Annotated in this window: 23 protein-coding genes and 1 tRNA gene; 9 read left to right on the top strand and 15 right to left on the bottom strand. The window is 36.6% G+C overall.

Translation table 11 applies throughout. The features are described from left to right. Window position 1 precedes the first annotated feature (1 nt). Window positions 2–736, bottom strand: coding sequence for a 3-oxoacid CoA-transferase subunit A (locus tag D1094_RS13465; RefSeq protein WP_182440191.1), 735 nt, complete (start codon window positions 734–736; stop codon window positions 2–4). A 222-nt stretch (window positions 737–958) separates the two neighbouring features. Here D1094_RS13465 and D1094_RS13470 point away from each other — a divergent pair, with 222 nt between their 5' ends. Both D1094_RS13470 and D1094_RS13475 read left to right on the top strand, forming a co-directional pair. Then, window positions 959–1726, top strand: a complete 768-nt coding sequence (locus tag D1094_RS13470; RefSeq protein ID WP_259337962.1) for an IclR family transcriptional regulator C-terminal domain-containing protein — start codon at window positions 959–961, stop codon at window positions 1724–1726. Between the two features lie 152 nt (window positions 1727–1878). Next, window positions 1879–3210 carry a DNA recombination protein RmuC gene (locus D1094_RS13475; RefSeq protein ID WP_118960638.1) on the top strand — a complete coding sequence of 444 codons (1332 nt, stop codon included), beginning with the start codon at window positions 1879–1881 and terminating at the stop codon, window positions 3208–3210. 85 nt (window positions 3211–3295) lie between these two features. Here the strand turns inward: D1094_RS13475 and D1094_RS13480 are convergent, their stop codons facing one another. From D1094_RS13480 to D1094_RS13495, 4 genes are all read right to left on the bottom strand, one after another. Then, window positions 3296–3706, bottom strand: coding sequence for a substrate-binding domain-containing protein (locus D1094_RS13480; RefSeq protein ID WP_118960639.1), 411 nt, complete (start codon window positions 3704–3706; stop codon window positions 3296–3298). A 10-nt stretch (window positions 3707–3716) separates the two neighbouring features. Next, window positions 3717–4856, bottom strand: coding sequence for a porin (locus D1094_RS13485; protein WP_118960640.1), 1140 nt, complete (start codon window positions 4854–4856; stop codon window positions 3717–3719). A gap of 34 nt (window positions 4857–4890) precedes the next feature. Beyond that, complete coding sequence (locus D1094_RS13490; RefSeq protein WP_118960641.1) at window positions 4891–6510, bottom strand: methyl-accepting chemotaxis protein; 1620 nt, start codon at window positions 6508–6510, stop codon at window positions 4891–4893. A gap of 308 nt (window positions 6511–6818) precedes the next feature. Beyond that, complete coding sequence (locus tag D1094_RS13495; RefSeq protein ID WP_118960642.1) at window positions 6819–8153, bottom strand: sodium-dependent transporter; 1335 nt, start codon at window positions 8151–8153, stop codon at window positions 6819–6821. A 167-nt stretch (window positions 8154–8320) separates the two neighbouring features. Here D1094_RS13495 and D1094_RS13500 point away from each other — a divergent pair, with 167 nt between their 5' ends. After that, window positions 8321–9022 carry an MBL fold metallo-hydrolase gene (locus D1094_RS13500; RefSeq protein ID WP_259337963.1) on the top strand — a complete coding sequence of 234 codons (702 nt, stop codon included), beginning with the start codon at window positions 8321–8323 and terminating at the stop codon, window positions 9020–9022. Beyond that, the gene (locus tag D1094_RS13505; protein ID WP_118960644.1) at window positions 9022–9849 is read left to right on the top strand and encodes an ion transporter; all 828 of its coding nucleotides are present in this window, start codon (window positions 9022–9024) and stop codon (window positions 9847–9849) included. Before D1094_RS13500 ends, D1094_RS13505 begins: the two co-directional genes overlap by 1 nt. A gap of 246 nt (window positions 9850–10095) precedes the next feature. Here D1094_RS13505 and pip read toward each other — a convergent pair whose 3' ends face one another. Continuing rightward, entirely contained in the window at window positions 10096–11040 is a 945-nt protein-coding gene (gene pip, locus D1094_RS13510) for a prolyl aminopeptidase (protein ID WP_118960645.1), read from the bottom strand. Between the two features lie 90 nt (window positions 11041–11130). Further along, on the bottom strand, window positions 11131–11583 hold the full coding sequence (locus D1094_RS13515) for a YaiI/YqxD family protein (RefSeq protein WP_118960646.1): 453 nt from the start codon (window positions 11581–11583) through the stop codon (window positions 11131–11133). 190 nt (window positions 11584–11773) lie between these two features. On the opposite strand from D1094_RS13515, the gene D1094_RS13520 reads away from it, so the two are divergent. Further along, the gene (locus D1094_RS13520) at window positions 11774–12676 is read left to right on the top strand and encodes a hypothetical protein (protein ID WP_118960647.1); all 903 of its coding nucleotides are present in this window, start codon (window positions 11774–11776) and stop codon (window positions 12674–12676) included. 32 nt (window positions 12677–12708) lie between these two features. Then, window positions 12709–13059, top strand: a complete 351-nt coding sequence (locus D1094_RS13525) for an MGMT family protein (RefSeq protein ID WP_118960648.1) — start codon at window positions 12709–12711, stop codon at window positions 13057–13059. 174 nt (window positions 13060–13233) lie between these two features. Here D1094_RS13525 and D1094_RS13530 read toward each other — a convergent pair whose 3' ends face one another. Together D1094_RS13530 and tpx are read right to left on the bottom strand one after the other, a co-directional pair. After that, window positions 13234–13686 (bottom strand): Hsp20 family protein, encoded by a 453-nt coding sequence (locus tag D1094_RS13530; protein WP_118960649.1) that lies wholly within the window; start codon window positions 13684–13686, stop codon window positions 13234–13236. Window positions 13687–14054: 368 nt separating this feature from the next. Further along, window positions 14055–14714, bottom strand: a complete 660-nt coding sequence (tpx, locus tag D1094_RS13535; RefSeq protein ID WP_118960650.1) for a thiol peroxidase — start codon at window positions 14712–14714, stop codon at window positions 14055–14057. A gap of 191 nt (window positions 14715–14905) precedes the next feature. Here tpx and D1094_RS13540 point away from each other — a divergent pair, with 191 nt between their 5' ends. Both D1094_RS13540 and D1094_RS13545 read left to right on the top strand, forming a co-directional pair. Then, window positions 14906–16045: a response regulator gene (locus D1094_RS13540; RefSeq protein ID WP_118960651.1), complete on the top strand. Its 1140-nt coding sequence runs from the start codon at window positions 14906–14908 to the stop codon at window positions 16043–16045. A 47-nt stretch (window positions 16046–16092) separates the two neighbouring features. Beyond that, on the top strand, window positions 16093–17058 hold the full coding sequence (locus D1094_RS13545) for a sensor domain-containing diguanylate cyclase (protein WP_118960652.1): 966 nt from the start codon (window positions 16093–16095) through the stop codon (window positions 17056–17058). A 46-nt stretch (window positions 17059–17104) separates the two neighbouring features. On the opposite strand, the gene lnt is transcribed toward D1094_RS13545, so the two are convergent. The 5 genes from lnt to miaB all read right to left on the bottom strand — a co-directional run bounded on the left by lnt (window position 17105) and on the right by miaB (window position 22693). Beyond that, entirely contained in the window at window positions 17105–18664 is a 1560-nt protein-coding gene (gene lnt / locus D1094_RS13550; RefSeq protein ID WP_259337964.1) for an apolipoprotein N-acyltransferase, read from the bottom strand. A gap of 30 nt (window positions 18665–18694) precedes the next feature. Next, window positions 18695–19576: an HlyC/CorC family transporter gene (locus D1094_RS13555; RefSeq protein ID WP_118960654.1), complete on the bottom strand. Its 882-nt coding sequence runs from the start codon at window positions 19574–19576 to the stop codon at window positions 18695–18697. 36 nt (window positions 19577–19612) lie between these two features. Next, window positions 19613–20080 (bottom strand): rRNA maturation RNase YbeY, encoded by a 468-nt coding sequence (gene ybeY / locus D1094_RS13560; protein ID WP_118960655.1) that lies wholly within the window; start codon window positions 20078–20080, stop codon window positions 19613–19615. Beyond that, window positions 20073–21104 carry a PhoH family protein gene (locus tag D1094_RS13565; protein WP_118960738.1) on the bottom strand — a complete coding sequence of 344 codons (1032 nt, stop codon included), beginning with the start codon at window positions 21102–21104 and terminating at the stop codon, window positions 20073–20075. The genes ybeY and D1094_RS13565 overlap by 8 nt, the downstream gene beginning before the upstream one ends. 146 nt (window positions 21105–21250) lie before the next feature. Next, window positions 21251–22693: a tRNA (N6-isopentenyl adenosine(37)-C2)-methylthiotransferase MiaB gene (gene miaB, locus D1094_RS13570; protein ID WP_118960656.1), complete on the bottom strand. Its 1443-nt coding sequence runs from the start codon at window positions 22691–22693 to the stop codon at window positions 21251–21253. 284 nt (window positions 22694–22977) lie between these two features. Here miaB and D1094_RS13575 point away from each other — a divergent pair, with 284 nt between their 5' ends. Beyond that, window positions 22978–24171 (top strand): FAD-dependent oxidoreductase, encoded by a 1194-nt coding sequence (locus D1094_RS13575; protein WP_118960657.1) that lies wholly within the window; start codon window positions 22978–22980, stop codon window positions 24169–24171. A gap of 499 nt (window positions 24172–24670) precedes the next feature. On the opposite strand, the gene D1094_RS13580 is transcribed toward D1094_RS13575, so the two are convergent. Next, window positions 24671–24754: transfer RNA gene (locus tag D1094_RS13580), tRNA-Leu, on the bottom strand. Between the last annotated feature and the right edge of the window lie 12 nt (window positions 24755–24766).

Genomic DNA, 24766 nt, shown 5'->3' on the forward strand with positions numbered 1-24766 from the left:
CTTATTCGCCTACCTTGGTGCGCATTGGAGGGTAAACAACCCCACTTTTAACTAATTGAGATTCTTGTTGAGGGTTAGTTACTTCAATAATGCGATTTACAAATATGCCAGGAGTGACCACATGCTCAGGATCAATTTCACCTAAGGAAACAGTTTGGTTAACTTGTACTAAGGTATTTGTTGCAGCCATGGCCATAATAGGTGCAAAGTTCCTCGCTGTTTTATTGAAAATCAGGTTGCCGTATCGGTCAGCGCGCTTAGCCTTAATCAAGGCAAAATCGGCTTTCAGACCTCGTTCCATTACATAATCTTCACCCTCAAAATTTCTGATTTCTTTCCCTTTAGCTAAGGGAGTACCAACAGACGTTTTAGTGTAAAAGGCAGGAACTCCAGCACCTCCAGCTCTAATACGCTCGGCTAAGGTACCTTGAGGAACTAATTCTAATTCTATTTTATTATTGCGATATAGCTCAGGAAAAACTAACGAATTTGCAGTGCGAGGGTATGAACAAATCATTTTTGCCACTTGCTCATTTTCAATTAGTGCGGCTAAGCCAACGCGACCACTACCAGTATTATTATTAATAACAGTTAAGTTTTTCGCACCTTGATCGATTAAAGCATGAATGAGCTCAATAGGGCTGCCTGCTTCACCAAAACCGCCAATCATAACGGTATCGCCGTCTTTAATATCTGCAACTGCTTCTGCACAGCTTGAGATGTTTTTATCTATCATTTGCACTACTCATTGTGTAGATAAAGATCATTCAATATCTATTGGTTAATGAAAACAAGTTGTGCGCTATGCGAACACTTGTTACTATGTCGAACACAAGTGTAAGTCTCGATTATTTGCATGTCAAAAACATAACAAGCAAAAGATGATGACGATCAAATAAAAAAATTATTTGATGCTTTTTTTGATATCAATGTATAGAAAAATAGAGAGAAAATATCAGTGCAAGAGATAATAAAACCAACAGAATTAGTACAATCGTTAGTTAAAGGCCTTGAAGTTATTCAAGCATTTAATCAGCAAAGGCCTGCAATGACTTTATCTGAAGTGGCAACTGTTACCGGATATACCCGCGCTGCCACTCGACGTTTTTTACTGACTTTAGTGAGTGAGGGTTTTGCAAAACAAGAAGGTAAGTTGTTTTCGCTAACAGCAAAGGTACTTGATTTAGGTTTTTCTTATCTTTCAACGCTAGATGTTTGGCACAATGCTAAACCGATTATGGAACAACTCGTTGAATTGTTAAATGAATCATGTTCAGCAGCGGTACTTGACGGTAACGATGTCGTGTATGTTGCACGTGTGGCTACGACTAAACGAATTATGTCGATAACCTTAAATGTAGGCACTAGATTACCTGCTATATCGACCTCAATGGGTCGAATGTTACTTGCTTCTTTATCTGATACCGCGCTCGATGAGTATTTAAATCAATGTGATTTAATAAAACACACTCAATATACCTTAATTGACAAAGCTGCGTTGAAAGCTGATATTTTGCAAGTAAGAGAGCAGGGCTATTCAATGGTAGAGCAAGAGTTTGAGCTAGGGTTAACCTCTATTTCAGTGCCTGTACATAATAATATTGGCGAAGTGATAGCAGCACTTAATGTGAGTACACATATGTCGCAAACGGCGAGGAAACAAATTCTTGAAGTAATACTACCTGCGCTTAAACAAAGTGTGATGAAAATAGAGCAATTAGGATAAGTCGAGTTTTGGTAAGTTTTATCTGTGTTAATAGCTAAATACTTATATTAATGAGATTAATCCTTGGTGAAAATTACAAAGCTATGGTTTAATAGTTCAATTACTGTAATAATAAACAGTGTTTTAGAGCGCAAAACCTAAATAGGCATAGTATGGATTTATCTATTATACAACACCCTTTATTCCCAATCACAATCATCACTTTATCTGTATTTCTGCTACTAGCATTAATGATTCTTGTTAAATTATCGAAACTACAAGAACAATTAGCTCGTCAACAGATGAGCCAGCCACAATGCTTTGATGATTTAATTTCAAAGCAAATTCAGCAATTAAAAGAGCATAATGAAACGATTTTCTTACAATCGCACCAAAAACAAGAGTTAACACTGATAAATGTTGTAGAGCAAAAAGTGGCCGATTTACGCATTAAATTATTGCGCCAATTTTCAGAGCAAAAAGATCAGTTAAATCTAAATCAAACACAATCACTTGATCAGATCATTAATCATTTAAACAACACGGCAAAGGATAATAGAGAAGAGCTGGCAAAAAGTTTAGCGCAATCAAGTGAGCTAATGTCGAAACGCATTGATGATCTTACGCAGGCAACCGATAAACGCTTACAAGACATTAGTGGTCAAGTTGAAAAACGACTGGCTGAAGGGTTTGAGAAAACCACAAAGACTTTTAGCGATATACTGCAAAGACTTGCGTTGATTGATGATGCTCAGAAAAAAATTACAGAGCTATCAACTAACGTAGTAAGCCTTCAGGAAGTACTCGCTGATAAGCGCTCTCGTGGTGCATTTGGTGAGGTTCAATTAAACTCCCTTTTACGTAATGTGCTTCCTGAGCAAAGCTTTAAATTGCAACATGCATTGTCTAACGGAAAGGTTGCAGATTGCATGTTATTTTTACCACAACCAACAGGTAATGTGGTCATCGACTCAAAGTTTCCATTAGAGAGTTTTCAAAAAATGATGGATAATGAGCTATCAGAGCTAGAAAGGAAAGTTGCTTTGAGGCAGTTTAAAACAGATATTAAAAAGCATATAACTGACATTAGTGATAAGTATCTAATTGATAAAGAAACTGCTGATGGGGCGATTATGTTTATACCTGCTGAAGCAATTTTTGCTGAGATTCATGGTCATCAAAGCGATTTAGTTGAGTTTGCTAATAAAAGACGAGTATGGCTTGCTTCTCCTACTACGTTAATGGCTATCCTGACTACCGCACGTTCAGTATTAAAAGATGAAGCTACACGTAAGCAGATACATATAATTCAGGCACATCTGTCTCATTTATCTAAAGACTTTGATCGTTTTAAAGGACGTTTTGCCAACTTAGCTAAACATATTGACCAAGCGGCGACTGACGTAAAACAAATTCATACCTCAGCTGATAAAATTTCGACACGTTTTGAAAAGATCGAGCAAGTTGAGTTGATGGATGAAGAGCTAGAGCTGTTAGACAAGTAGATATATAGACAAATATATAAATAAAGAATAAAAAGAGGGAATATTTTTCAATATTCCCTCTTAAATATTTGACTGTTTAGTATCGTTAATTGACTACTTTAACTGAACCATCTACTTGGCTACTGTCTACATAACCAATTGCATTTGGGGTCGAGGCAATAAACGCGATAACCTCTTTATCGTTATTAAACTCTTTTAAAGGCTTTCCTTTCCCTGTAAATATTAACTTTGACCAATAGGCCTTTACTTGAGATTTTGATTTGCCTAGTACTTCTTTTTGAAAGCTATCTCGTGTGGCGCTGTTTGATTTTAAATTTACAGCGACCACTGATTCGCCATTAGAAAAAGTTTTACTCTTGCCAAGAAATATTTTGCTAATATCACTTTTACTTAATTCACTGTTATTGCTTGGGTTAACGATTACAGCAACATCAGCAAACACAGAGAAACTTAGTAAACCAGCAAGTAAAGGAGCGGTTTTTAAAAAAAATTTCATTTTATACTCCTTAAAAAACGGTAACTAGTGCTGCACGAACTAAACCAGCATCATTGTTACTATTATTTTTGTTGCTAAAATCAGTATATTCTAATTTGAAAGCGGCAGAATCATGAAAATCGTACCTTAAACCAACTGTAACATACTCTTCTTCGGTTTCTTGACTGTATAAGAAACCTTCTGTTGTACCTTTCAAATAATCAATATCTGGATGCAAACCATAAGGAATATCGGAGGTGTAAATGTCACTCACATTATCGTCTACGCCATAGGTGACATGAACCAAAATATTATCAAATTGATAACCTGCCATTACATAATAAGAGTCTTCTTCAGGCAAAGGAGAATTGTCTATCTCAAGGTTAGTATATTCACCTACAATAATGATCGCGTCATAATTTACTTGAAAACCTAACTCAAGAAACGATGATGAATCTTCACTAATTCTCGTATTGTTGGCAACATCTTCAAACCCTGCTTGCTGCCAACCCTGCGCTAATGCTTCTAAGTCTGAAAATGGTAATGTAGTATCAGCAATAAAATAACTTGCTCTTAACGTTAGCCAATTATAAGTAAAAGTCGAAGAAAGGCCCGTTAAATTACCAACATCAGGTGTGATTTCATTACCAAAAGCATTTATTTTGTCGGTGGTTCTTCCGTAAATAGCATGGAAAGATGCATCCACCTCATTGAATGAGGTGGTATAAATAGCACTTAATCCATCATAAGTATCAAAGGCCAAATCATAAACACCTGTTGGTGGTGTTATCCAAGGATAGGCGTATGAAACATCTAAAAAGTCAGAATACATATAAAAAGGCGCACGTTGTCTACCTGCAAGGATACGTAATTCATCAGTAGCATCATAACTGAGAAATGCCCACTTAAACTCAGGCTCCCAATCATCAGCGCCTTTTGACGCAATTTGAACTGTTACTCCTAGGCCTTCGCCTAGATCACTGCTAGCTTGTAAAGCAAACAGTGAGCCTTCTTTAAAATCAATATTATCGTTATAACCATATAAACTATCGCTACTTGAGGTTGTTGTTCCTGCAACAATAGAGGCAAAGCCATTAAACGTTATTTCAGCTTGAGATGGTAACGAAATCAAAGCTGCCATTAAAGACGTATAGATTAGTTTTTTCTTCATGTTTAAATACCTAAGTTTCAATGTGATTAATTAGTTAAACTTTAAATTGTAGCGCAATTTTCTCTAGTTCAGAGGCTAGATTTGTCAGTTCATCACTGACTTGTGCTATTTCTGAAGAAGCGTTTGACGCATCTTCAGCGGATTGCTGTATATCATCAACATGTCTTACCATTAATGTGGAAACCTCCGCTTGTTGTTGGGTTGAGTTAGCTATTTCATCGTTCATTGTTGATATAGCACCTATAGCACCAGTGATCTCAAGCAAGCTATCACCCGCTTGGTTTGCACTTTTTACGCTATTTTCAACACCTGTTATTGAACTCTCCATTGTGTGTACTGCTTTACTCGCTGCACTTTGTAGTTGATCTAACATTTGATTAATTTGCTGAGTTGACTCTTGGGTTCTTGAAGCAAGGTTACGAACTTCATCTGCGACCACAGCAAAGCCTCGACCTTGTTCTCCTGCGCGAGCAGCTTCTATGGCGGCATTTAATGCTAATAAGTTCGTTTGTTCTGCAATACCACGAATAACTTCTAACACTACGTTAACTTTGTTGGTGTCATCATTAAGTTGATTGATGATTTCTGAAGACTCTTGAATGACTTCAGATAACTGTCTTATTTCCAAGACTGTTTTGTCTACAACACCTTTACCATTAGTTGCTTCATCGTTTGCATTGCGAGCAGACGAAACAGCATCAGCAGCGTTTGAGGTTATAGCTTGTACACTATGACTCATTTCTTCTACAGAATGTTTAGAGGCATTAATACTCTCTGTTTGTCGCTCGAAAGAGCTAATTGTTTTATTAGATAGGTTTTGAATGTTATTTGCTGTTTGCGCTAAAGGCACCGCAGTATCGACTACATTTTTAATGACACTTTGTAATTTTTCAATAAAGCTATTGAACCAGAAGACTAAATCACCAATTTCGTCTTTACTTGATGTAGACAAGCGAACTGTTAAATCCCCGTTATCTTGGGCAATATTTTTTAAAGAAGAGATGATACTTTGTAAGCTATTATTAATTGAATTTGCAATAGGGTATGAAGCGCTAAAAAGAATAATGATTGTGATTATGCCTATGCCAATACCGATAGAAGATGTTGACTCAACACGACTACTAACAGATTCAAAAGCATCATTGAAGGATTTGTTTTTCTCATTTTGAAACGTTGTTAATGTACTTTGTAATTTGTTGAGCTTATCAACCATGGAAGTACTTCTGCTTTCCAATGTGTTGAAATCCATAGTGCCATCAACCATTTCTTTAGAGAGCGAATGCGCTTGTTGGTAATAGTCATCAAAATCGGTTAATAACTGTTTAAGAAAAGGTGTATTACTTTGGTTTATTCCGTATGAAGCTTTTATTTTACTTCTAAATTCATCAGCATAAGTGTCTGAATTGTCAAGTAGTTCTGCTTCACCCATAGTGACGGCACTACTTAATGTTTCTTTAATTTTATCTAAATATAGCAACCCAAATTCAGATGTTTTTAAGTACTTGTACTCAACCGCATAGGCTTTATCGAGTTGAGTCACTATTTGTGACATCGCAACTAAACTAGTGATCAAGTAGATAGCAAACCCGATGGTACCTACAATAGGAATGAGTAAAATTTTGAAACGAATAGGTAATGTCTTAAATGAAACCATAAGGTGTATAACCCCGTTATTCTTTTTAATTGATAAAGTTACTTTGTAGAGTATAGACAAAAAATTAAAAAGTAACTGATAGATAACAAAAAAAGTCACTTTAATTAGATTTTTAATTTAAAATTAAACGATAGTACAATTAAATTGCTAGAAATGTTCTATGCAGAGGTGTTTTGAATGACAAAAAAGCTGTTTTTTGGTAGGCACCTGAAGAAAAGGGGGAATACTTTCTTCAGGCTTCAGGCTTCAGGCTTCAGGCTAATTTTATCCTTGTCGCTTATTTAAAGAGCGATGTTTAAAAACTGCTTTTAAAAAGCAATGTTTACGAAAACAATAAGCAATAGTACAGGGCATATAAAGCGAAGATAAAAGCCAAGTAATTTTAAGTGATTACTTTGTTGTAACTTTGCCATGTCAGTTAATTTATTGCCTCTTTTCCATAACCAACCGACAACAATAAAGTAAAACAATGACATTAATGGTTGTAATATCGTTGTAAGTAACTGAATAACCAAACCAAAGAGGACTTCAAAGAAGGCAATTAATATCAAACTTGCAATGAATACCGCACCTGACATTAACCAAGTCGCCCTTTTTCTTGAGATGTGTTTCGTTTCTACAAAATAAGAGACAGGTACTTCGGTTGATGAAATAGTTGAAGTTAATGCAGCAATAGACAGTAAAGCAAAGAAAGCGAATGACACTAAAACTCCTATAGTGCCCATTGAAGAAAATAGCTCTGGAAGAATTTGAAAAATGAGTTGTCCTTCGCCGATAAGTTTACCGTCAGCAAAAACCTGTTGTCCCGCATGTTGAGCAACGAAAAGAGCAGGGATGATCAATAAACCTGCGATAAAGGCAATTAATGTATCTAATGCTGCAATGGAGACAACAAGCTTTCCAATCTGCTGATCTTTTTTCATGTAAGAGCCATAAACCATCATTGAACCTACACCAATAGCTAGTGAGAAGAAGGCTTGCCCCATGGCCGAAATAATTAATTTTGGGTTTGTCACTTGACTAAAATCAGGTACTAAATATGATCTAACGCCAGCCAAAGCACCTTCTTGTTGTAAAATGAACACAATTAAAGCAATGAGCATAAGCAGTAACAAAGGCATTAAACGAGTAGACCAACGCTCAATTCCGCCGTGTACACCTTGATGAATTATTCCTGCGGTAAGTAAAATAAAAATAGGGGTGAAAATGAGGTTACGTAACGTGCTTGATGAGGCTAGCCATTGTGATAATTCATGAGCATTTACTAACTGAGCAAGGGCTGAAAGTGAATGTGCCAACATCCAACCAGCGACAATGGTATAAAAACTAAGCATCATTAAGGCACCAGCAAGCCCTATTAAACCAGCATTTTTTCCCGTTTTAGCAAACCTTTCGCCACAAGCTTGTTTTAATGATTCAACTGGGTTTCGCTGGATTTGATTGCCTATATATATTTCAGCATAAAGTGCCGGTAAAGCAAGCAGTACGGTAACGATAAGGTAAACTAATAAGAAAGCACCTCCGCCATTGTTAGCAGCTTGTGTTGGGAACCCCCATATATTGCCTAAACCAATGGCTGCGCCTGCAGCAGCGAGTACGAATCCGAGGCGAGATTTAAAAGAATCACGAGAAGAAGCAGTCATAAATAAAGTGTTATGAGAATTAGTTAGGCAAAGCTTAACGATTTAATAGAACAAGTGAAAGGTTAATTAAGCCCATCAGGTGGTATTTTAAGCAATTTACACACAATTACTGACAAAATGTCATTTATCTTGATAAATGTCTTTTGATATAATCTTAAAATTATTCCATGAAAAGTAGTTATCCTATGTCATTAGAGCAAACAGCTAACCCATTACAGTTTGAGATTATCCCTGTAACACCTTTTGAGCAAAACTGTACGTTGTTTTGGTGCACAGAAACTAAAAAAGCAGCCGTCGTTGATCCTGGAGGTGACATTGAAAAAATTAAAAAGGCACTTTCAAAGCACAGCTTAACGCTAGAAAAAGTTTTAATTACTCATGCACATATTGATCATGCCGGCGCAACACATGATTTATCGAATTTTTATGATGTCGAAATTGAAGGCCCACATAAAGAAGATCAATTTTGGATTGATATGCTAGAAGATCAAAAACAACGATTTGGTGGTGCCTTTTCCTATGCTAAAAAGTTTAAACCGACACGCTTTTTACAACAAGGTGATACGGTAAGTTTTGGCCATATCACTATGGAAGTTTACTTTTGCCCAGGACATACGCCTGGTCATATCGTTTTTTTCCATCGGCCTTCTCAATTGGCACAAGTAGGCGATGTATTGTTTTCTGGTTCAATTGGTCGAACTGATTTCCCTCGAGGAGACCATTCCACTTTAATCAATTCTATTCGTAATAATTTATTCCCTCTTGGAGATAGTGTTCGTTTTATTCCAGGACACGGACCAATGAGTACATTTGGTCAAGAACGCAAATCAAACCCATTTGTTAGCGATGCAGCATTAGGTCAACGTTAATGAATAGTTTGGTATTTAAAGCACAACGACGGCTTAAGAAAATTGATAACAGCAAAGTTTTTCAAGGGATTATTATTGCGGTTATTATTCTATCGGCTTTACTTATTGGTGCTAAAACTCACAACCTCTCTGATAATGCTATTGTTATTTTAGGTATTTTAGATTTAGGGGTAACAGTATTTTTCGTGATAGAAATCGTGATTCGCTATCTAGCTTATCCAAAGAAAAAGCAGTTCTTTAAAAATGGGTGGAATATATTCGATACCGTTATTGTTATAGGTAGCCTAATTCCAGCTGGTGGTGCAGGTGTTCTGTTAGCAAGATTATTACGTGTCTTTAGAGTACTGCGTTTAGTGTCGATGGTACCTGAATTAAGATTACTCATTAATGCGTTATTAAAAGCGATCCCAAGAATGGGGTATATCGCTTTATTAATGTTTGTGATTTTTTACATCTATGCAGCCATCGGCAGTATGTTATTTCATACCATTAATGAAGTGCTATGGGGTGATGTTTCTATTTCGATGTTAACGCTTTTCAGAGTGGCAACGTTTGAAGATTGGACTGATGTAATGTATGAGACTATGGCTGTTTTTCCTATTAGTTGGATTTATTACTTATCTTTTATCTTTTTAACTGCTTTTGTCTTTTTGAATATGATGGTCGGTACCGTCTTAGAAGTAATGGGGCAAGAGCATGAAAAATTTCGTGCTGAACAACATGGTGAAACGGGCGAAGGAGGAGAACCCGCTAGTAGAGCACAAATTGATAAACTTGAAGCTGAACTTGCACAAATTAAAGCGCTTCTGTTAGAAAAAAGTAAATAACGGCTCTAGGGCGTGTTTATCTTTGTTGAATAATTCAGCGATGAGAAAACCCCCCTTTAATCCCCCTTTAAATCAAGAAAAAGTTGCCTAGTTTACTCGCTAAATCAGCAGTTTTTAACGCAAAGCAAAAGGGGGGAGGGAACCTCAGTTCTATGGCCATGGTTATCTTTAACGCTAGCGGGACTGGTATTTATTTGGAACAACCAAACTGTGTTCATACTAATCACGCTTTAGTCAATTAATGCCTTAGTCAACTAACGCATTAGTTGCATTAATTAAGTGGTGTCTAGTATTTGGCTCAGAAGAAGAGTGACCCGCACCTTCACTCGTAATTAACCTTGAATTAGGTAATTTAAGGTGTAGTTGCCAGGCATTATCGTAAGGGCAAACAATATCATAACGTCCATGAACGATCGTTGTAGGTATGTCTTTGATTTTGCCACAATGATTCAATATTTGATTTTCAGATAAAAAGCACTTATTAAACATAAAGTGCGCTTCATGACGAGCTAGTGTCCACGCTCTTTCATCAGCCGTTGCTTCATCAACAAACTTTTGATCGGGAATTAAAGTACAGCATCGAATTTCCCAGATACTCCATGCTTTTGCAACTTTCATCGCAAGCGCTTTGTCTTCACCAATCATGACTTTATAAGCTGCTTGCACAGTACCTTGTGCTGCACCTTCTGGAAGACAGTTCAAATATTCTTGCCAATAGTCAGGGTAAATACGAGTTGCACCACCACCGGCAAAAGTCCAATTTGTATCTTGCTCTCTACCTAAATAAATCCCTCTTAGCGTAAGGCTTTTCACTTTCTCAGGGTATGCTTGGGCATAGACAAGTGATAAAGTTGAGCCCCACGAACCACCAAAAACATGCCAACTATTAATCGCTAGTTTGTTTCTTATTTTTTCAATGTCTTCAACTAAAGCTGTAGTTGTATTATTTTTTAAACAACCATGTGGCAGCGAGCGACCACACCCGCGCTGATCAAACAAGATAATACGAAATTTTTCAGGATTAAAAAAACGTCTGTCTTTTGCGGAACAACCGCCGCCTGGACCTCCATGGATAAAGAGGATGGTTTGGCCATTTGGATTACCACACTCTTCAATATAAATTTCGTGTTGGTCATCTACAGGCAATAAAAAATGATTGTAAGGTTCAATGTCAGGATAAAAGTCATTCATAAGGTTATTATTCCGTATATTTGGGGAATATATAATGCTTGGAGAGTTTGAGGCTTGTCAAATACTTCGCAAAATAGAAATGATTCGATATCAGGACTGTTGGTGCTTAGTGATTATTTTATCTAAATGATTTGCAAAGTTTTGTCGGTCTTGTTGATTAAGTGCTGCTGGCCCTCCCGTTTGAACACCACTAGCGCGCATGGTATCCATAAAATCGCGTATATTTAATCGGGATTTAATATTTTCTATGGTAAAAAGCTCGCCTCTAGGGCTTAATGCGAGTGCACCTTTGCTGATAGCGTCACTCGCTAATGGAATATCACTAGTTATCACCAAGTCGCCTTGGGAAACACGTTTGACTATTTCATCATCAGCAACATCAAAACCACTAGAGACCTGCATAAAGTTAATAAAACGTGATGGTGGCACCCTAATTGAGTGATTAGCTAGAAATGTTGTAGAAATTGCGCGTTTATCTGCTGCTTTAAAGAGTATGTCTTTAATCACAACAGGACATGCATCAGCATCAACCCATATTTTCATTATAATGTACCTTGTTGTATGCGTTAGTTAATAAAATAACGATTACATATAGTATCTGATGTGTAACTACTTAGATAGTAATTCACAAGCCCTTAATATGTGCCTTTTAAGGTTATAAAGTAGGAAATTAAAGCGATAAAAGCTATGCTTAAGGGTATCCATTGAAAATAAAAATACTAAGAGGTTATTTTTGAGTATTGTTAAATATACTTTATTGTTTTTTATCATTATCTTCAGCTTTCTGTGTCAAGCCAGTATTGAAAAGAAAGACTTGATTTGGTTGACTGACGATGGCAAAGATTTAACTGACTTAAAAATGTTTGATAAAGATATTTCTATTGGTACAGATACTACAAACTTAGTGTTAAAGGAGTTATCTGATTACAATATTGATTTCCAACTGGTACAAATTCCAAGAGCAGGTAAGTTAATGAAAGGGATGGGAAATGTATGTATTTCCAATAGAATTAAAACCGAAGAACGTCAAGTAGACAATGTATTCAGCTTTCCTGTTAATATTTTTCCAGGGTTACGCTTGTATTATTTAAAAGATCAAAAGCGTTTATTAGCAGAAGGAAAGGATACGCGGATTTTTAATGAACAAGGTGAGCTTCGCTCATTAAGTGTACTCTTCAATATCTACCCAGACAGTGTTATTGCCATAACCAAAGGTCGATCATTTGGCGAAGCTGTTGATAAACAGTTACAGCAAGTCTCTAATCACAACAAATTAACCAGAGCGGGTGATGGCCGATACTATGCGTTGATTCAAATGTTAATTAAAGGTCGTATAGATTTTTTGATTGATTTTCCTGTTGAAATTAAAAGAGAGTTAACAGGAGATACAAAGGAACATAACTTATCAAACGTACCTATCGCAAACATTCCAGAGTATATTGTTGGTCATATCGCTTGTAGCGATAGTTTAATCGGCCATGAAGTGATTAAGAAAGTAAATAACGCTTTAACTAAGTTATATCGAAACAATAAATTTTATCAGGCACATACTCGTTACATACTACAAAGTGATTTAATTAATTTTGACCGATATTATCTAGAAGTCTTTAAAGTAGCTCCGCCAAACAACGATTAGATATTTTAAAGGACATAAAAACAGTGACGATAATGAATAAAAATTACCAACAAGTCTGGCAAACGGTGCAATGCATACCTACAGGTAAAGTTGCTAATTATGGCCAAGTGGCTGATTTAGCAGGTCTACCGGGTAGAGCAAGGTTAGTTGGTAAAGCGTTAGGCATGGTACCTAAAGAAGGATGGCAAGGTAAAACTGTGCCTTGGTATCGAGTTATTAATTCCCAAGGAAAAATTTCATTCCCGCTCGGTAGTGAACAACACTTGAAGCAAAAGCAGTACCTACAAGATGAACACGTTGTCGTGATTGGTAATCGCATTAGCATGCCAAGTTTTCAATGGCAACCTGATCTAACAGACTTACTTTATAAACTAGATTTTTAATATTACAACGTAAATTGCTATTTTTTCTCTAGTTTCTTGTGAAGTTGGACGTTACTCATGTAGGAAATAATCGTTCAAACAACATTGACTATTTATAACGAATAAATAAAAAGCCCAGTCAATAACTGGGCAAAAAACAAAGGGAACACAATAACATTGTGACTAATTAACGGGTTAATTACTTGATAATAAGCTCTTACCGTTTATGGCAATTTTACGAGGCTTAAGGGCTTCGGGAATTTCTCTTTCAAGGTCAACATGCAGTAAACCATTTTCCATGAAAGCACCAATAACCTTTACATGCTCGCCAAGTTGAAATTTTCGTTCGAAATTCCTTTCAGCGATACCTTGGTGTAAAAATTTTCTTTCTGTTTTGCCTTCAGTTTCTTGGTTTCGGTTGCCGATAATAATCAAGGTATTATCTTTTGATTCAATTTCTAAGTTTTCTTCACTGAAACCGGCTACAGCCATGGTAATACGGTATTGATCTTCTGCAAGCAATTCAACGTTATAAGGAGGATAACTCGATTGTTTATCTGCTCTTGAAGCTTTGTCTATTAGACCTGCAAGGTGATCAAAACCAATGAATGAACGATAAAGTGGACTGAAATCTGTAGATGTACGCATAATGTAATATCCTAAAAAATTAGCAATAAAAAATCGTTAACATAAATATTTTCTGCAAGACGCTCAATTGAGGCTGTTTAGTCAGAACTACCAAGGTAACTTGCCTAGTACTTTATTAACTATGTTACAGAAAATTGTTAACGTTGCCTTTCAATGTGAACAGGCAAAGTGTGTATGTAGCCCCTTATGGCGACTACAATTATAAAGATGGGAATGAAAGGATTATTTTCAAGGATAAAAATAAAAATATTTTTAAGTTGTTGATGTTAAAAGGTTTATTTTTTTTGTTTTTTGTATTTTGTTTTCTTCGGTGACGGTATGGCTTGGATTAGTTTTTACTCTCTAATCAACCCAAGCCCTTGGTATGGTTAGCTTGATTTTTCAGCTTCATCAATGTCATTATCTTCATCTAGAACGACAACAGGAGCGGTGTTTTTAATAAATTCTAACGCTTTGTCATAGTTTGGGTGTTCAGAGATATTTGCGACAAGCTCTTTGTAAACTACTTTTCCTTCCTGATTTACAATGAAGATTGCGCGGGTGAGTAAACCCATGTCTTTTATTAGTAAACCGTAATTTATACCGAATTCACGCCATACGGAATCAGAAAGTACTTTAATTTGATCTACCTTTTCGGTTTTACAAAAACGTTTTTGCGCAAAAGGAAGATCATTAGATATGGTTACTAAGCTAATGTTTTTAGGTAATTTTCCAACTTCTTCATTAAAGCGCTTTGTTTGTAATGAACATACTCCTGTGTCTAAACTTGGTACCACAGAAATTAAAATGGTTTGACCTGAAAAGTTTTGCAAAGTAATCGGAGCAAAGTTTTTATCAACCACTTTGAAATTCGGAGCTCGTTCGCCAACATTGACTTGTGTTCCAAGTAATGTGACATATTTATCACCTGCTTTGACTAAGTTATTTGTTGCTGGTAGTTCTGATTGTTGAAAATTATTAGCTAATGTTGTCGAGCAAGTTAAAAGTGAAAATATGGTTAGTTTTAGTAAATGAGTAGTAAAATTCATGCACAGTTGAAATAATTAATGTTACGGTAAGTGAAGTTTATCTGTTTAATTAAATAAATTCTATCTATAGCCTACATAGACGTTGTTTTTTATGTTGAATACTCTATTGTTATCAATAGAGAGGATATTTTTTTGAAAAAGTTTTAGTTATAAAGTTTCTTTATATTGGTTAATTGAGGGTCAATATTAATATGTCGACTAAGTTATTAATTTGTGATGACTCTAATATGGCACGCAAGCAAGTTGCGCGTTCTCTTCCTGACGGTTGGGATGTAGATGTTAGTTTTGCAAGTGATGGAGTTGAAGGGATAGAAGCCATAAAGGCGGGTAAGGGGGATGTGCTTTTACTTGATTTGAATATGCCTAATATGGATGGTTATCAGGTGCTAGAGACGATACTTAAAGAAGATCTTCCAACGTTAACCATTGTTATCTCAGGTGATATTCAACCTGAAGCTCATGCTCGAGTAACGGGTATGGGGGCGCTTGATTTTATTCAAAAACCCGTGAGTAAAGATATTTTAACTAATGTATTAAGTGCATACGGCGTTTATAGTGCAGCGCGCACAGAAGAGGTCCAAACTAAACCAACAACCTCACCATCACCTGTTCAAAAAACACCTGTTCAAACTTCGCCCACAATGGCTCAACCTATAGAGTCCGTAACGGCCAAACCAATTGAAATTGAAAAAGCTTCTGCTGAACCAGAAAAAACTGAAGAGGTTGTTGAGGTCACGTTATCGCCCGATATGCGTGATTGTTATCAAGAAATTGCCAATGTAGCGATGGGCAGAGCAGGAGATTTGCTTGCGCGCCTTTTAAATGTATTTGTTGAGCTACCCATCCCTAATGTTAACTTTATTGAAGTTAGTGAAATAAGAATGGCATTAAAGGATGTAGAAGCAAACGATAGTACTTCGGGGGTTTGCCAAGGGTTTATCAGTGCAGGTATCTCTGGAGAAGCATTATTGATTCTAAATGATTCAAGTTTTAAAGATGTAGCTTCTTTACTTAATTATCAATATGACGCACAAATGGGTACAGAGTTAGAATTGCTTATGGATTTAGCAAATGTACTTATTGGTGCTTGTTTAAAGGGTATCTCAGAGCAATTAGATATTCAATTTAGTCAAGGCCACCCTGAGGTATTAGGTCAACATCGTAAAATATCAGAGTTGATTGCTAATAATGCCAATAAGTGGAAGAAAACACTTGCGATTGAAATTAGTTATAGTATTGAAAATTACCCGATAAAATGTGATTTACTATTATTATTTACTGAATCGTCAATGTTAACATTAAATAATAAATTGTCTTATTTACTTGATTAGCTTAACGACGAAAAACTTTTTAGCTATTGATATAGCAGGAAAATAGAATGACATTAGAGTCTTCACAATTAAATGAATTACATTGGTTAATGGAAATGTTGCATAACATTGACGTTGGTTTAGTCGTGTTGGATAAAGAGTACAACATTCAAATCTTTAACGGCTTTATGGAGAATCACAGTGGATATTTGCCAAGAGAAGTTAAAGATAAATGTTTATTTGAGCTGTTTGATGAAATCCAACCAGAATGGTTTATACGAAAAGCAGAATCTGTTTTTTTATTAAAAAATAAGGCATTTACCATTTGGGAACAACGCCCATATTTATTTAAATTTGATAGTTATCGTCCTGTGACTGGCAGCGCCGATTTTATGTATCAAAACACCACGTTTATACCGCTATTATCTGCTTCAGGTGACGTTACTCATTTATGTTTACTGGTTTATGATGTTACTGACAATGCTATTCATAAACTCAGTTTAGAGCAAGCAAATAAGGAATTAGCGATATTAAGTCAAACAGACGGCTTAACTAAATTATTTAATAGAGCTCACTGGGAGTTATGCTTGCAAGCAGAGTATAAGCGCTGGTCTAGAAGTGATCATGCTAGCTCATTAGTGATGATAGATATAGATCACTTTAAAAAGGTGAATGACAGCTACGGGCACCTTGTTGGTGATGATGTTATACGTCACCTATCTGGACTTATTCGAAAACATGTTCGTGAAACCGATGTTTCTGGACGATATGGAGGAGAGGAGTTTGCTATATTATTAGCCGATACCCCTCTTGAGAATGCCCAAATATTTGCAGAAAGGTTACGTTCTGAAGTGGAAAAGTCGATAGTTAAACATAATGACATTGAAATTCAATATACTATTAGTATCGGAGTTGCTGAAATAGAGAAAACGATTAACACCTATGAGGCATGGATTGAGTGTGCTGACACAGCCTTATATCGTTCAAAAGATGAAGGCAGAAATAGAATTTCACTTTATCCAAAGCAAACCTAGTGAAATCATAACGCTATAATAAAATAAAAAAGCTGTTTAAAAGTGATTAAGCAGCTTTTTTATTGCTCGCAATAAAGCGTTGATATAACAGTATCAACGTTGTAGGAAAAATTATCATTAGCCAAAGAATAAGTCTGGGCCATTGGCTGTATGGAGTACTGCCGCTAACTAAGGCGACATTCGCTTTTAAAACGGCTTCCTCGAATTGTGGAATAATTGCCGATATATTTCCTAAATGATCAATAGTCGCACTAATACCATTATTAGTAGATCGTAATAACGGTTTTCCAAATTCTAATGCACGCATTCTCGCCATATCTAAGTGCTGATGTGGGCCATGAGAGTCGCCAAACCAAGCATCATTACTGACCGTTAAGATCATGTCAGTTTCTTGAGTTAAGTTTGCCGCAAGTTGGCTAGGAAAAGCTATTTCAAAACAAATTAAGGGCAAAATAGCTAAGTCATTGGCAATCAAGTTTGATTGCACATAATTACCACGAGAAAAGGAGGACTGCGGCAAATTAAACAAAGGTGCTATTGGTCTTAACCATTCTTGAAAGGGTACAAATTCACCAATAGGAAGCAAATGGTTTTTATAATAACGATTACTATGGTTATAAAAGTAGCCTAAATCATCGTCTGCGTTTTTCTTTCCTAGAGTTATTAATGCGTTAAAATACTCTTTACTTTCAAAGTTGTAATTGATGATACCGGTAATAATAGTACTTTCATTAAATAAGGCTGATTGATTAACAGTAGAAAGAAAGTCTTGCACAGCAGGCTCCATAGCGGGAATTGCTGATTCTGGCCAAATAATAATATCTGCGTCGTAATTAACTCTGGTTAAATCTAAATATTTTAACATGGTTGGCCACTCTTGCTCAGGCTGCCATTTTATCGACTGTTCGATATTGCCTTGAATAAGAGCGACAGATACTTGTTTACCTGTAACTTTAACCCACTGTTGGGTGTTAATTATAAAGGTTAGAGCAAAAGTTAAAGCGATTACGGTAACTGCTTGAATAGGCGAGCAGATTTTCTTTTGAAAGCCACTAGCAGCAATAAACGTGATTAATTGATAAATAGCAACAATCAAAGATAACAGTATAAATGTAATACCGACTTCACCAATCACGGGAGCAAATACAGACAACGGACTATTTATTTGGCTATAACCTAATGACAGCCATGGAAAACCTGTCATGACGACAGAGCGTAAATATTCAGTAAATAACCATAACGAAGGAAAAAGCCATAAATTAATGGTGTTTTTTTGAGATAAACGATAGGTCAAATAGCAAGCTAGAGCAGGGTATATGGCCAAATACAAACAAAGCAAAAGCATTAAAAGTAATGATATTATCAACGGCAAGCCGCCAAATTGATCGATACTTACATGCACCCAACTGATGCCACTAGCAAACCAGCCAAAGGCAAAAAATAAGCCATAGATAGCCGCTTGCTTTGCTGTTGGTGATACTTTAACCGCATGTATTAATACTAACGGTGCTATCAAAGAAAGCCACCACAAAGCGTATGGGGCATAAGCAAAAACAAGACTTAACCCCGCTAGCATGCATAGCCAGTTAAGTTTGTTTTTTATCATAGATATTATAAAAATAGGCATTATAAAAAGTTAGTCGTTTATCTTGCCATTAATTTGGTGGGACTTATTTACTGTAACTTGCAGTGTTTGCATACGACGACTATCTGATGCGAGTACTTTAAACTCGAAATTATCTAACGTGATATGCTCGCCTTTTTTCGGCATATGGTTAAATTGATGCAGTACGATACCACCAATGGTATCAGCGTCATTTTCATCAAACTCACAGTTAAAGAACTCATTGAAATCTTCCAGTTCAGTTAAAGCTCTAACAAGGTAGACGGTTCCAGCAAGGTGCTTGATATCTTCTTCGATATCATCATCGGTTTCATCTTCAATTTCGCCGACAATTTGTTCTAAAATATCTTCAATTGTAATGACACCTGAAACACCACCATATTCATCGACAACGAGTGCCATATGATAACGATTAGAGCGAAACTCTTTTAGTAGCGGCTCTACTTTTTTACTTTCAGGAACAATAATAGCAGGGCGTATAATACTTTGCAGACTGAGCTTTTCCTCAGTTTGTTGATTAAAACCAAAGGCGAGTAAATCTTTGGCGAGTAAAATGCCATCAACATGGTCAATATCTTCATTTACTACAGGAAAGCGTGAGTGACCAGACTCGAGAATGATAGGTAAAAACTCATCAAGGTTTTGGTTTCTGTCAATGGTGACCATTTGAGAGCGAGGTATCATAATGTCTCGAACTCTCATTTCTGAAACTTCAAGTACCCCTTCAATCATTTGCTTGGTTTCAGGGTTGATTACTTCACGATCTTGGGCGTCTAATAAGACTTCGACCAATTCATCTTTATTTTTCGGCTCTGAGGAGAATACTTGAATAATTTTATTCAATATGGATTTATTGGCAGAGCCGTTACTCGAGTGGGGGTTGTCATCGCTCATAGAGCAGTTTGATATCCTATAATAGGTGAAATAAGGTTAATTATTAGTTAAATAGGGATTATTTATCCCTAACTTCGCTAAAATGGCAATTTCTAAAGATTCCATTTCTTGTGCATCAGTATCACTTATATGATCAAAGCCAACTAAATGCAAGCACCCATGGATAACCATATGCGCCCAATGTTCAAATAATGCTTTATTTTGACTTTTTGCTTCATCAGCAACCACTTGACTACAAATGATGAGATCGCCTAGTAAATTTAATTCAACGCCGTCAGGTACCTCAAAAGGAAAAGATAACACGTTTGTTGTTTTATCTTTATGGCGGTATTGGCTGTTCAATTGTTGAATTTCTGCTTCATCTACCAGCCTAATAGTTAATTCATGGCAAGGTTCATTATTGAATACAGCTAATAATGCAGCATCAACCCAACGTTGAAAGTCATCAGTAGTCGGTAAATTTTCATCTGTGCAAGCCAGTTGAAGATCAATAATATTACTCATCATCAGGCTCTGATTGATGGTCGTTTATTTCTTTAACTGAATTGTTAACTGATTCTTTAGCTTTTTGTTCAGCTTTAGCTTGCTGTTTCTGACGATTTACTTTTTGTTCATGACTTTCATAAGCTTCAACTATTCGAGCGACTACTGGGTGTCTAACAACATCTTTAGCTTGGAAAAAATTAAAGCTAATACCATCAATATCTTGTAATACTTCAATGGCATGTCTTAACCCAGATGACTGGTGACGGGGTAAATCTATTTGAGTTACATCACCTGTAATAACCGCTCTAGAATTAAAGCCAATACGGGTTAGAAACATTTTCATTTGCTCAACGGTAGTATTTTGACTTTCATCTAAAATGACAAATGCATCATTCAGTGTTCTGCCTCGCATATAAGCAAGAGGAGCTACCTCGATAACATTACGCTCAATCAGCTTTTCAACCTTTTCAAAACCGAGCATTTCAAATAATGCATCATATAAAGGTCTTAAATAAGGGTCTATTTTTTGAGAGAGGTCACCCGGTAAAAAACCAAGCTTTTCACCAGCTTCTACGGCAGGGCGAGTTAGTAATATACGTCGAACTTCTTGACGTTCAAGCGCATCAACAGCACAAGCTACAGCTAAATAAGTCTTACCAGTACCTGCAACACCAATACCAAAACTAATATCGTTGGTTAAAATGTTTTGCACGTAGTCTTGTTGATTGCCATTTCGTGGTTTAACCATGCCGCGTTTTGTTTTAATGGTAACCATGTCATCGTACTTTTCATCAAGCTTAGGTTCAGCAGATGATTTACAGTCTTGCTCTAATACTTTTGCATCTAAAATCGCCAAATGAACCATTTCAGGCGTAACGGGTTTACTTTGACCTTTAACCGTTTGTGTTTCGATATAAAGATCTTTAAGTAATGAGATAACTGCTAAGCAATTTAGCTCATTACCGACAACGGTAAAATGATGCCCTCTATAGCTTATTTCAACGCCTAACCTGCGCTCGATAGTTTTTAAATTATCGTCCATTGGACCGGTTAAATTTGCTTGGCGGTAGTTATCTACCGGCAATAATTCAAATTGCTGCTTGCTAGCTTTATTCGTGGCTTTTGAGTAGGCTTGATTCAATCTGTTATCCAATAATAATGTTTAATTTACGTTCAGGTCATAAAGCGCTAGGGCGTATATGTTGCAACACCCAATTCGTCTTGATTGCTTGGTTTAGCTTTATGGTGTGTGTTTGCTAAAATATCAGCTGGAGAATGAGCAATGCGAAGTCCCATTTCACTTTCTTGACGAATCAATTCACCGCGCAAAGAGTTTGAATATACGTCTGTGATTTTAACATCGACAAACTGCCCGATAACACTGTGAGGTGCAACAAAGTTCACAATACGATTATTTTCAGTCCGTCCTCGAAGTTCCATCGGGTTCTTTTTAGATGGACCTTCAACTAGAATGCGTTGTTCAGTATTTAGCATTTGACGAGCAATTCTAAGGGCTTGCTGGCTAATTCTGTCTTGTAATATTTGTAAGCGTTGTTTCTTCGTTTCATCACTAATGTCATCAGGTAAATCAGCTGCAGGTGTACCCGGGCGAGCACTGTAGATAAAGCTAAAACTTAGATCAAAATCAACAGCTTTAATTAGATCCATTGTCGCAGTGAAGTCTTCATCAGTTTCTCCTGGGAAACCAATAATAAAGTCAGATGACATACAAAGTTCAGGTCTAACCTTTTTTAATTTGCGAATTTGTGATTTGTACTCAAGGGCGGTATGACCACGCTTCATTTGAGTTAATATACGATCTGCACCACTTTGAACAGGTAAATGTAAGTGGTTTACTAACTCAGGTACGTCTGCATAGGCATCGATAATGTCATCAGTAAACTCTACTGGATGAGAAGTCGTGTAACGAATACGATCAATACCATCGATAGTCGCAACTAAGCGAATTAAGTCAGCAAAACGACAAATACTGCCATCATGCATTTCACCACGATAGGCGTTTACGTTTTGACCTAATAGGTTTACTTCTCGAACGCCTTGCTCGGCAAGTTGAGCTATTTCATATAATACATCATCTAATGGTCTGCTAACCTCTTCGCCACGAGTATATGGCACAACACAGAAAGTACAATATTTACTACACCCTTCCATAATTGATACAAAAGCACTCGCACCTTCAGCTTTAGGCTCAGGAAGACGGTCAAATTTTTCTATTTCAGGAAAGCTAACATCAACAATTGGGCTGCTACTACGCTGGAGTTGATTTAACATTTCTGGAAGACGGTGCAAAGTTTGCGGACCAAAAACCATATCGACAAATGGTGCACGTTGGCGAATGGCATCGCCTTCTTGTGAAGCTACACACCCACCAACACCAATGAGTAATTCAGGTTTAGAGTCTTTTAAAGTTTTCCAACGACCTAATTGGTGAAAAACTTTTTCTTGTGCTTTTTCACGAATAGAACAGGTATTTAATAGAATAACATCAGCATCTTCAGCCTCTTGAGCTAAAACGTAACCGTGGGTTGAATCTAACAGTTCAGCCATCTTTTGTGAGTCATACTCATTCATTTGACAGCCCCAAGTTTTTATATATAGCTTTTTACTCATTTATTTCTACTCTATTTTGATGAAACGTCATCGGGGTTTTCGTTGATACTAGTTAAAAATTAATCAAGCACCGATAAATGGAGGCGTATTTTATACCAATTTATAGGTGATTTCGACTTTTCCTTTAACTTATTAAAAATAACTACGACATACAGAATTAAGTTCATTTAACCTACCGGTACTTTAGCTGATAAATTTAGATATTTGAGGTAATAAATACATCGAATTTATTTAATATCAGCGGTAGAATGCATATAGAGAATTCATGTAAATAAGTGTTGTTTATGGAAAGTTTTGATTGTGTCGTAGTAGGAGGAGGAATGGTTGGAGCCGCTAGTGCTCTTGCTTTAGCTCATCTAGGGTTACAAGTTGCCGTTGTCGAAAAGTATGTAGCTGAGCCTTTTTCAAGTACCCAATCACATGATCTTCGCGTTTCTGCCATCTCTTTAGCTTCACAACACTTATTGACTCAACTTGAGTGTTGGCCTCAAATTAGCCAATGGCGTTCATGCCCATATAAGCGGTTAGGAGTTTGGGAAAGTGAAAATAGTTATGTTGAATTTGATGCAACAGAAATCAATACAGAAAACTTGGGTCACATTATAGAAAACCGAGTAATACAGCTTTCTTTGTGGCAGCAAATGATAAACCATAAAAGTATTACTCTATATTGCCCTGATACGTTACAAAGTATTGAGCAATTTGAAGAACATAGTGAGGTACACCTTTCAAAAACGACATTATTGGCAAAGTTAATTGTCGGCGCTGATGGTGCTAATTCAATTGTACGTTCACAAGCAGGTATTGGTATTACAGGTTGGGATTATCAACAATCCGCGATGCTAATTAATGTAGAAACAGTGTTATTACAGCAAGATATTACATGGCAGCAGTTTTTACCCTCTGGTCCGGTAGCATTTTTACCCTTATCGGGGCAAAGTGAGCAAGGAGGTTATGCTTCACTAGTATGGTATGACAGTAAAGAAAAAATTAAACAATTATCATCAATGAGTAATAAACAACTTCAGCAAGCTGTGTTTGAGCATTTTCCAAAACGATTAGGTGCGATTAATGTTATTGATAAAGCCGCGTTTCCTTTAACAAGACGTCATGCTAATCAATATCAAAAGCACCGTGTATTACTGCTTGGAGACGCTGCGCATACCATTAATCCTTTAGCAGGCCAAGGGGTTAATCTTGGCTTTAAAGATGTTAAAGCACTGCAAACCGTTATAGCAAATGCTATTGCTAACTCAGAAAACTGGTATGAACCCGCTATTTTGTCGCGTTATGAAAAAGCCAGAAGAGCAGATAATCTATTAATGATGACAACAATGGATGCTTTATATGCATCATTTAGTCACCCATCTTCACTGGTTAAAGTGGCTCGAAACGGTGCTTTTATGGCACTGAATAAACTACCTTTCTTGAACACTACGGTAAAAAGTAAAGCGCTTGCGTACGCATGCGGCCTTTAAACCTTTTTAAGCATTCAGCTGGGAGGTAAAACCCTTTCATCAAGGAAAAGTTGCATAATTTAGCCAGCTACATCAGTAGCTTTTAACGCAGAATGAAGGAATTTTAGCCTCATATCTTCGGGCAATGGCTATTTAAATGTAAGCATAAGCCTGAACTCTCATATCAAAGATACTGGAACCGTACATGTCTAATATAAGCAGCCCGTCTACCAATTCCGCCATAACAATGAGTTTATAGCTATTTTAAAAACAGACTATAAAAAGATTGAAGTAATTAATTGAAAAGCCATGAGAAATGGTACGGGAGGAGAGACTTGAACTCTCACATCAAAGATACTGGAACCGTACATGTCTAATATAAGCAGCGCGTCTACTAATTCCGCCATAAATTAATGCTACGATAAAGTATTTAGCTAGAGAAATAGTGTAATGGAAGTATTATATGGTAATTAATGTAAGGCAGTTCTTTTAATTGAAGCAATCGAATAGCATTGAGAAATGGTACGGGAGGAGAGACTTGAACTCTCACATCAAAGATACTGGAACCTAAATCCAGCGCGTCTACCAATTCCGCCACTCCCGCACAGGTAGTAAG

Source organism: Colwellia sp. RSH04 (genome assembly GCF_003545765.1).
Lineage (GTDB): Bacteria > Pseudomonadota > Gammaproteobacteria > Enterobacterales > Alteromonadaceae > Colwellia.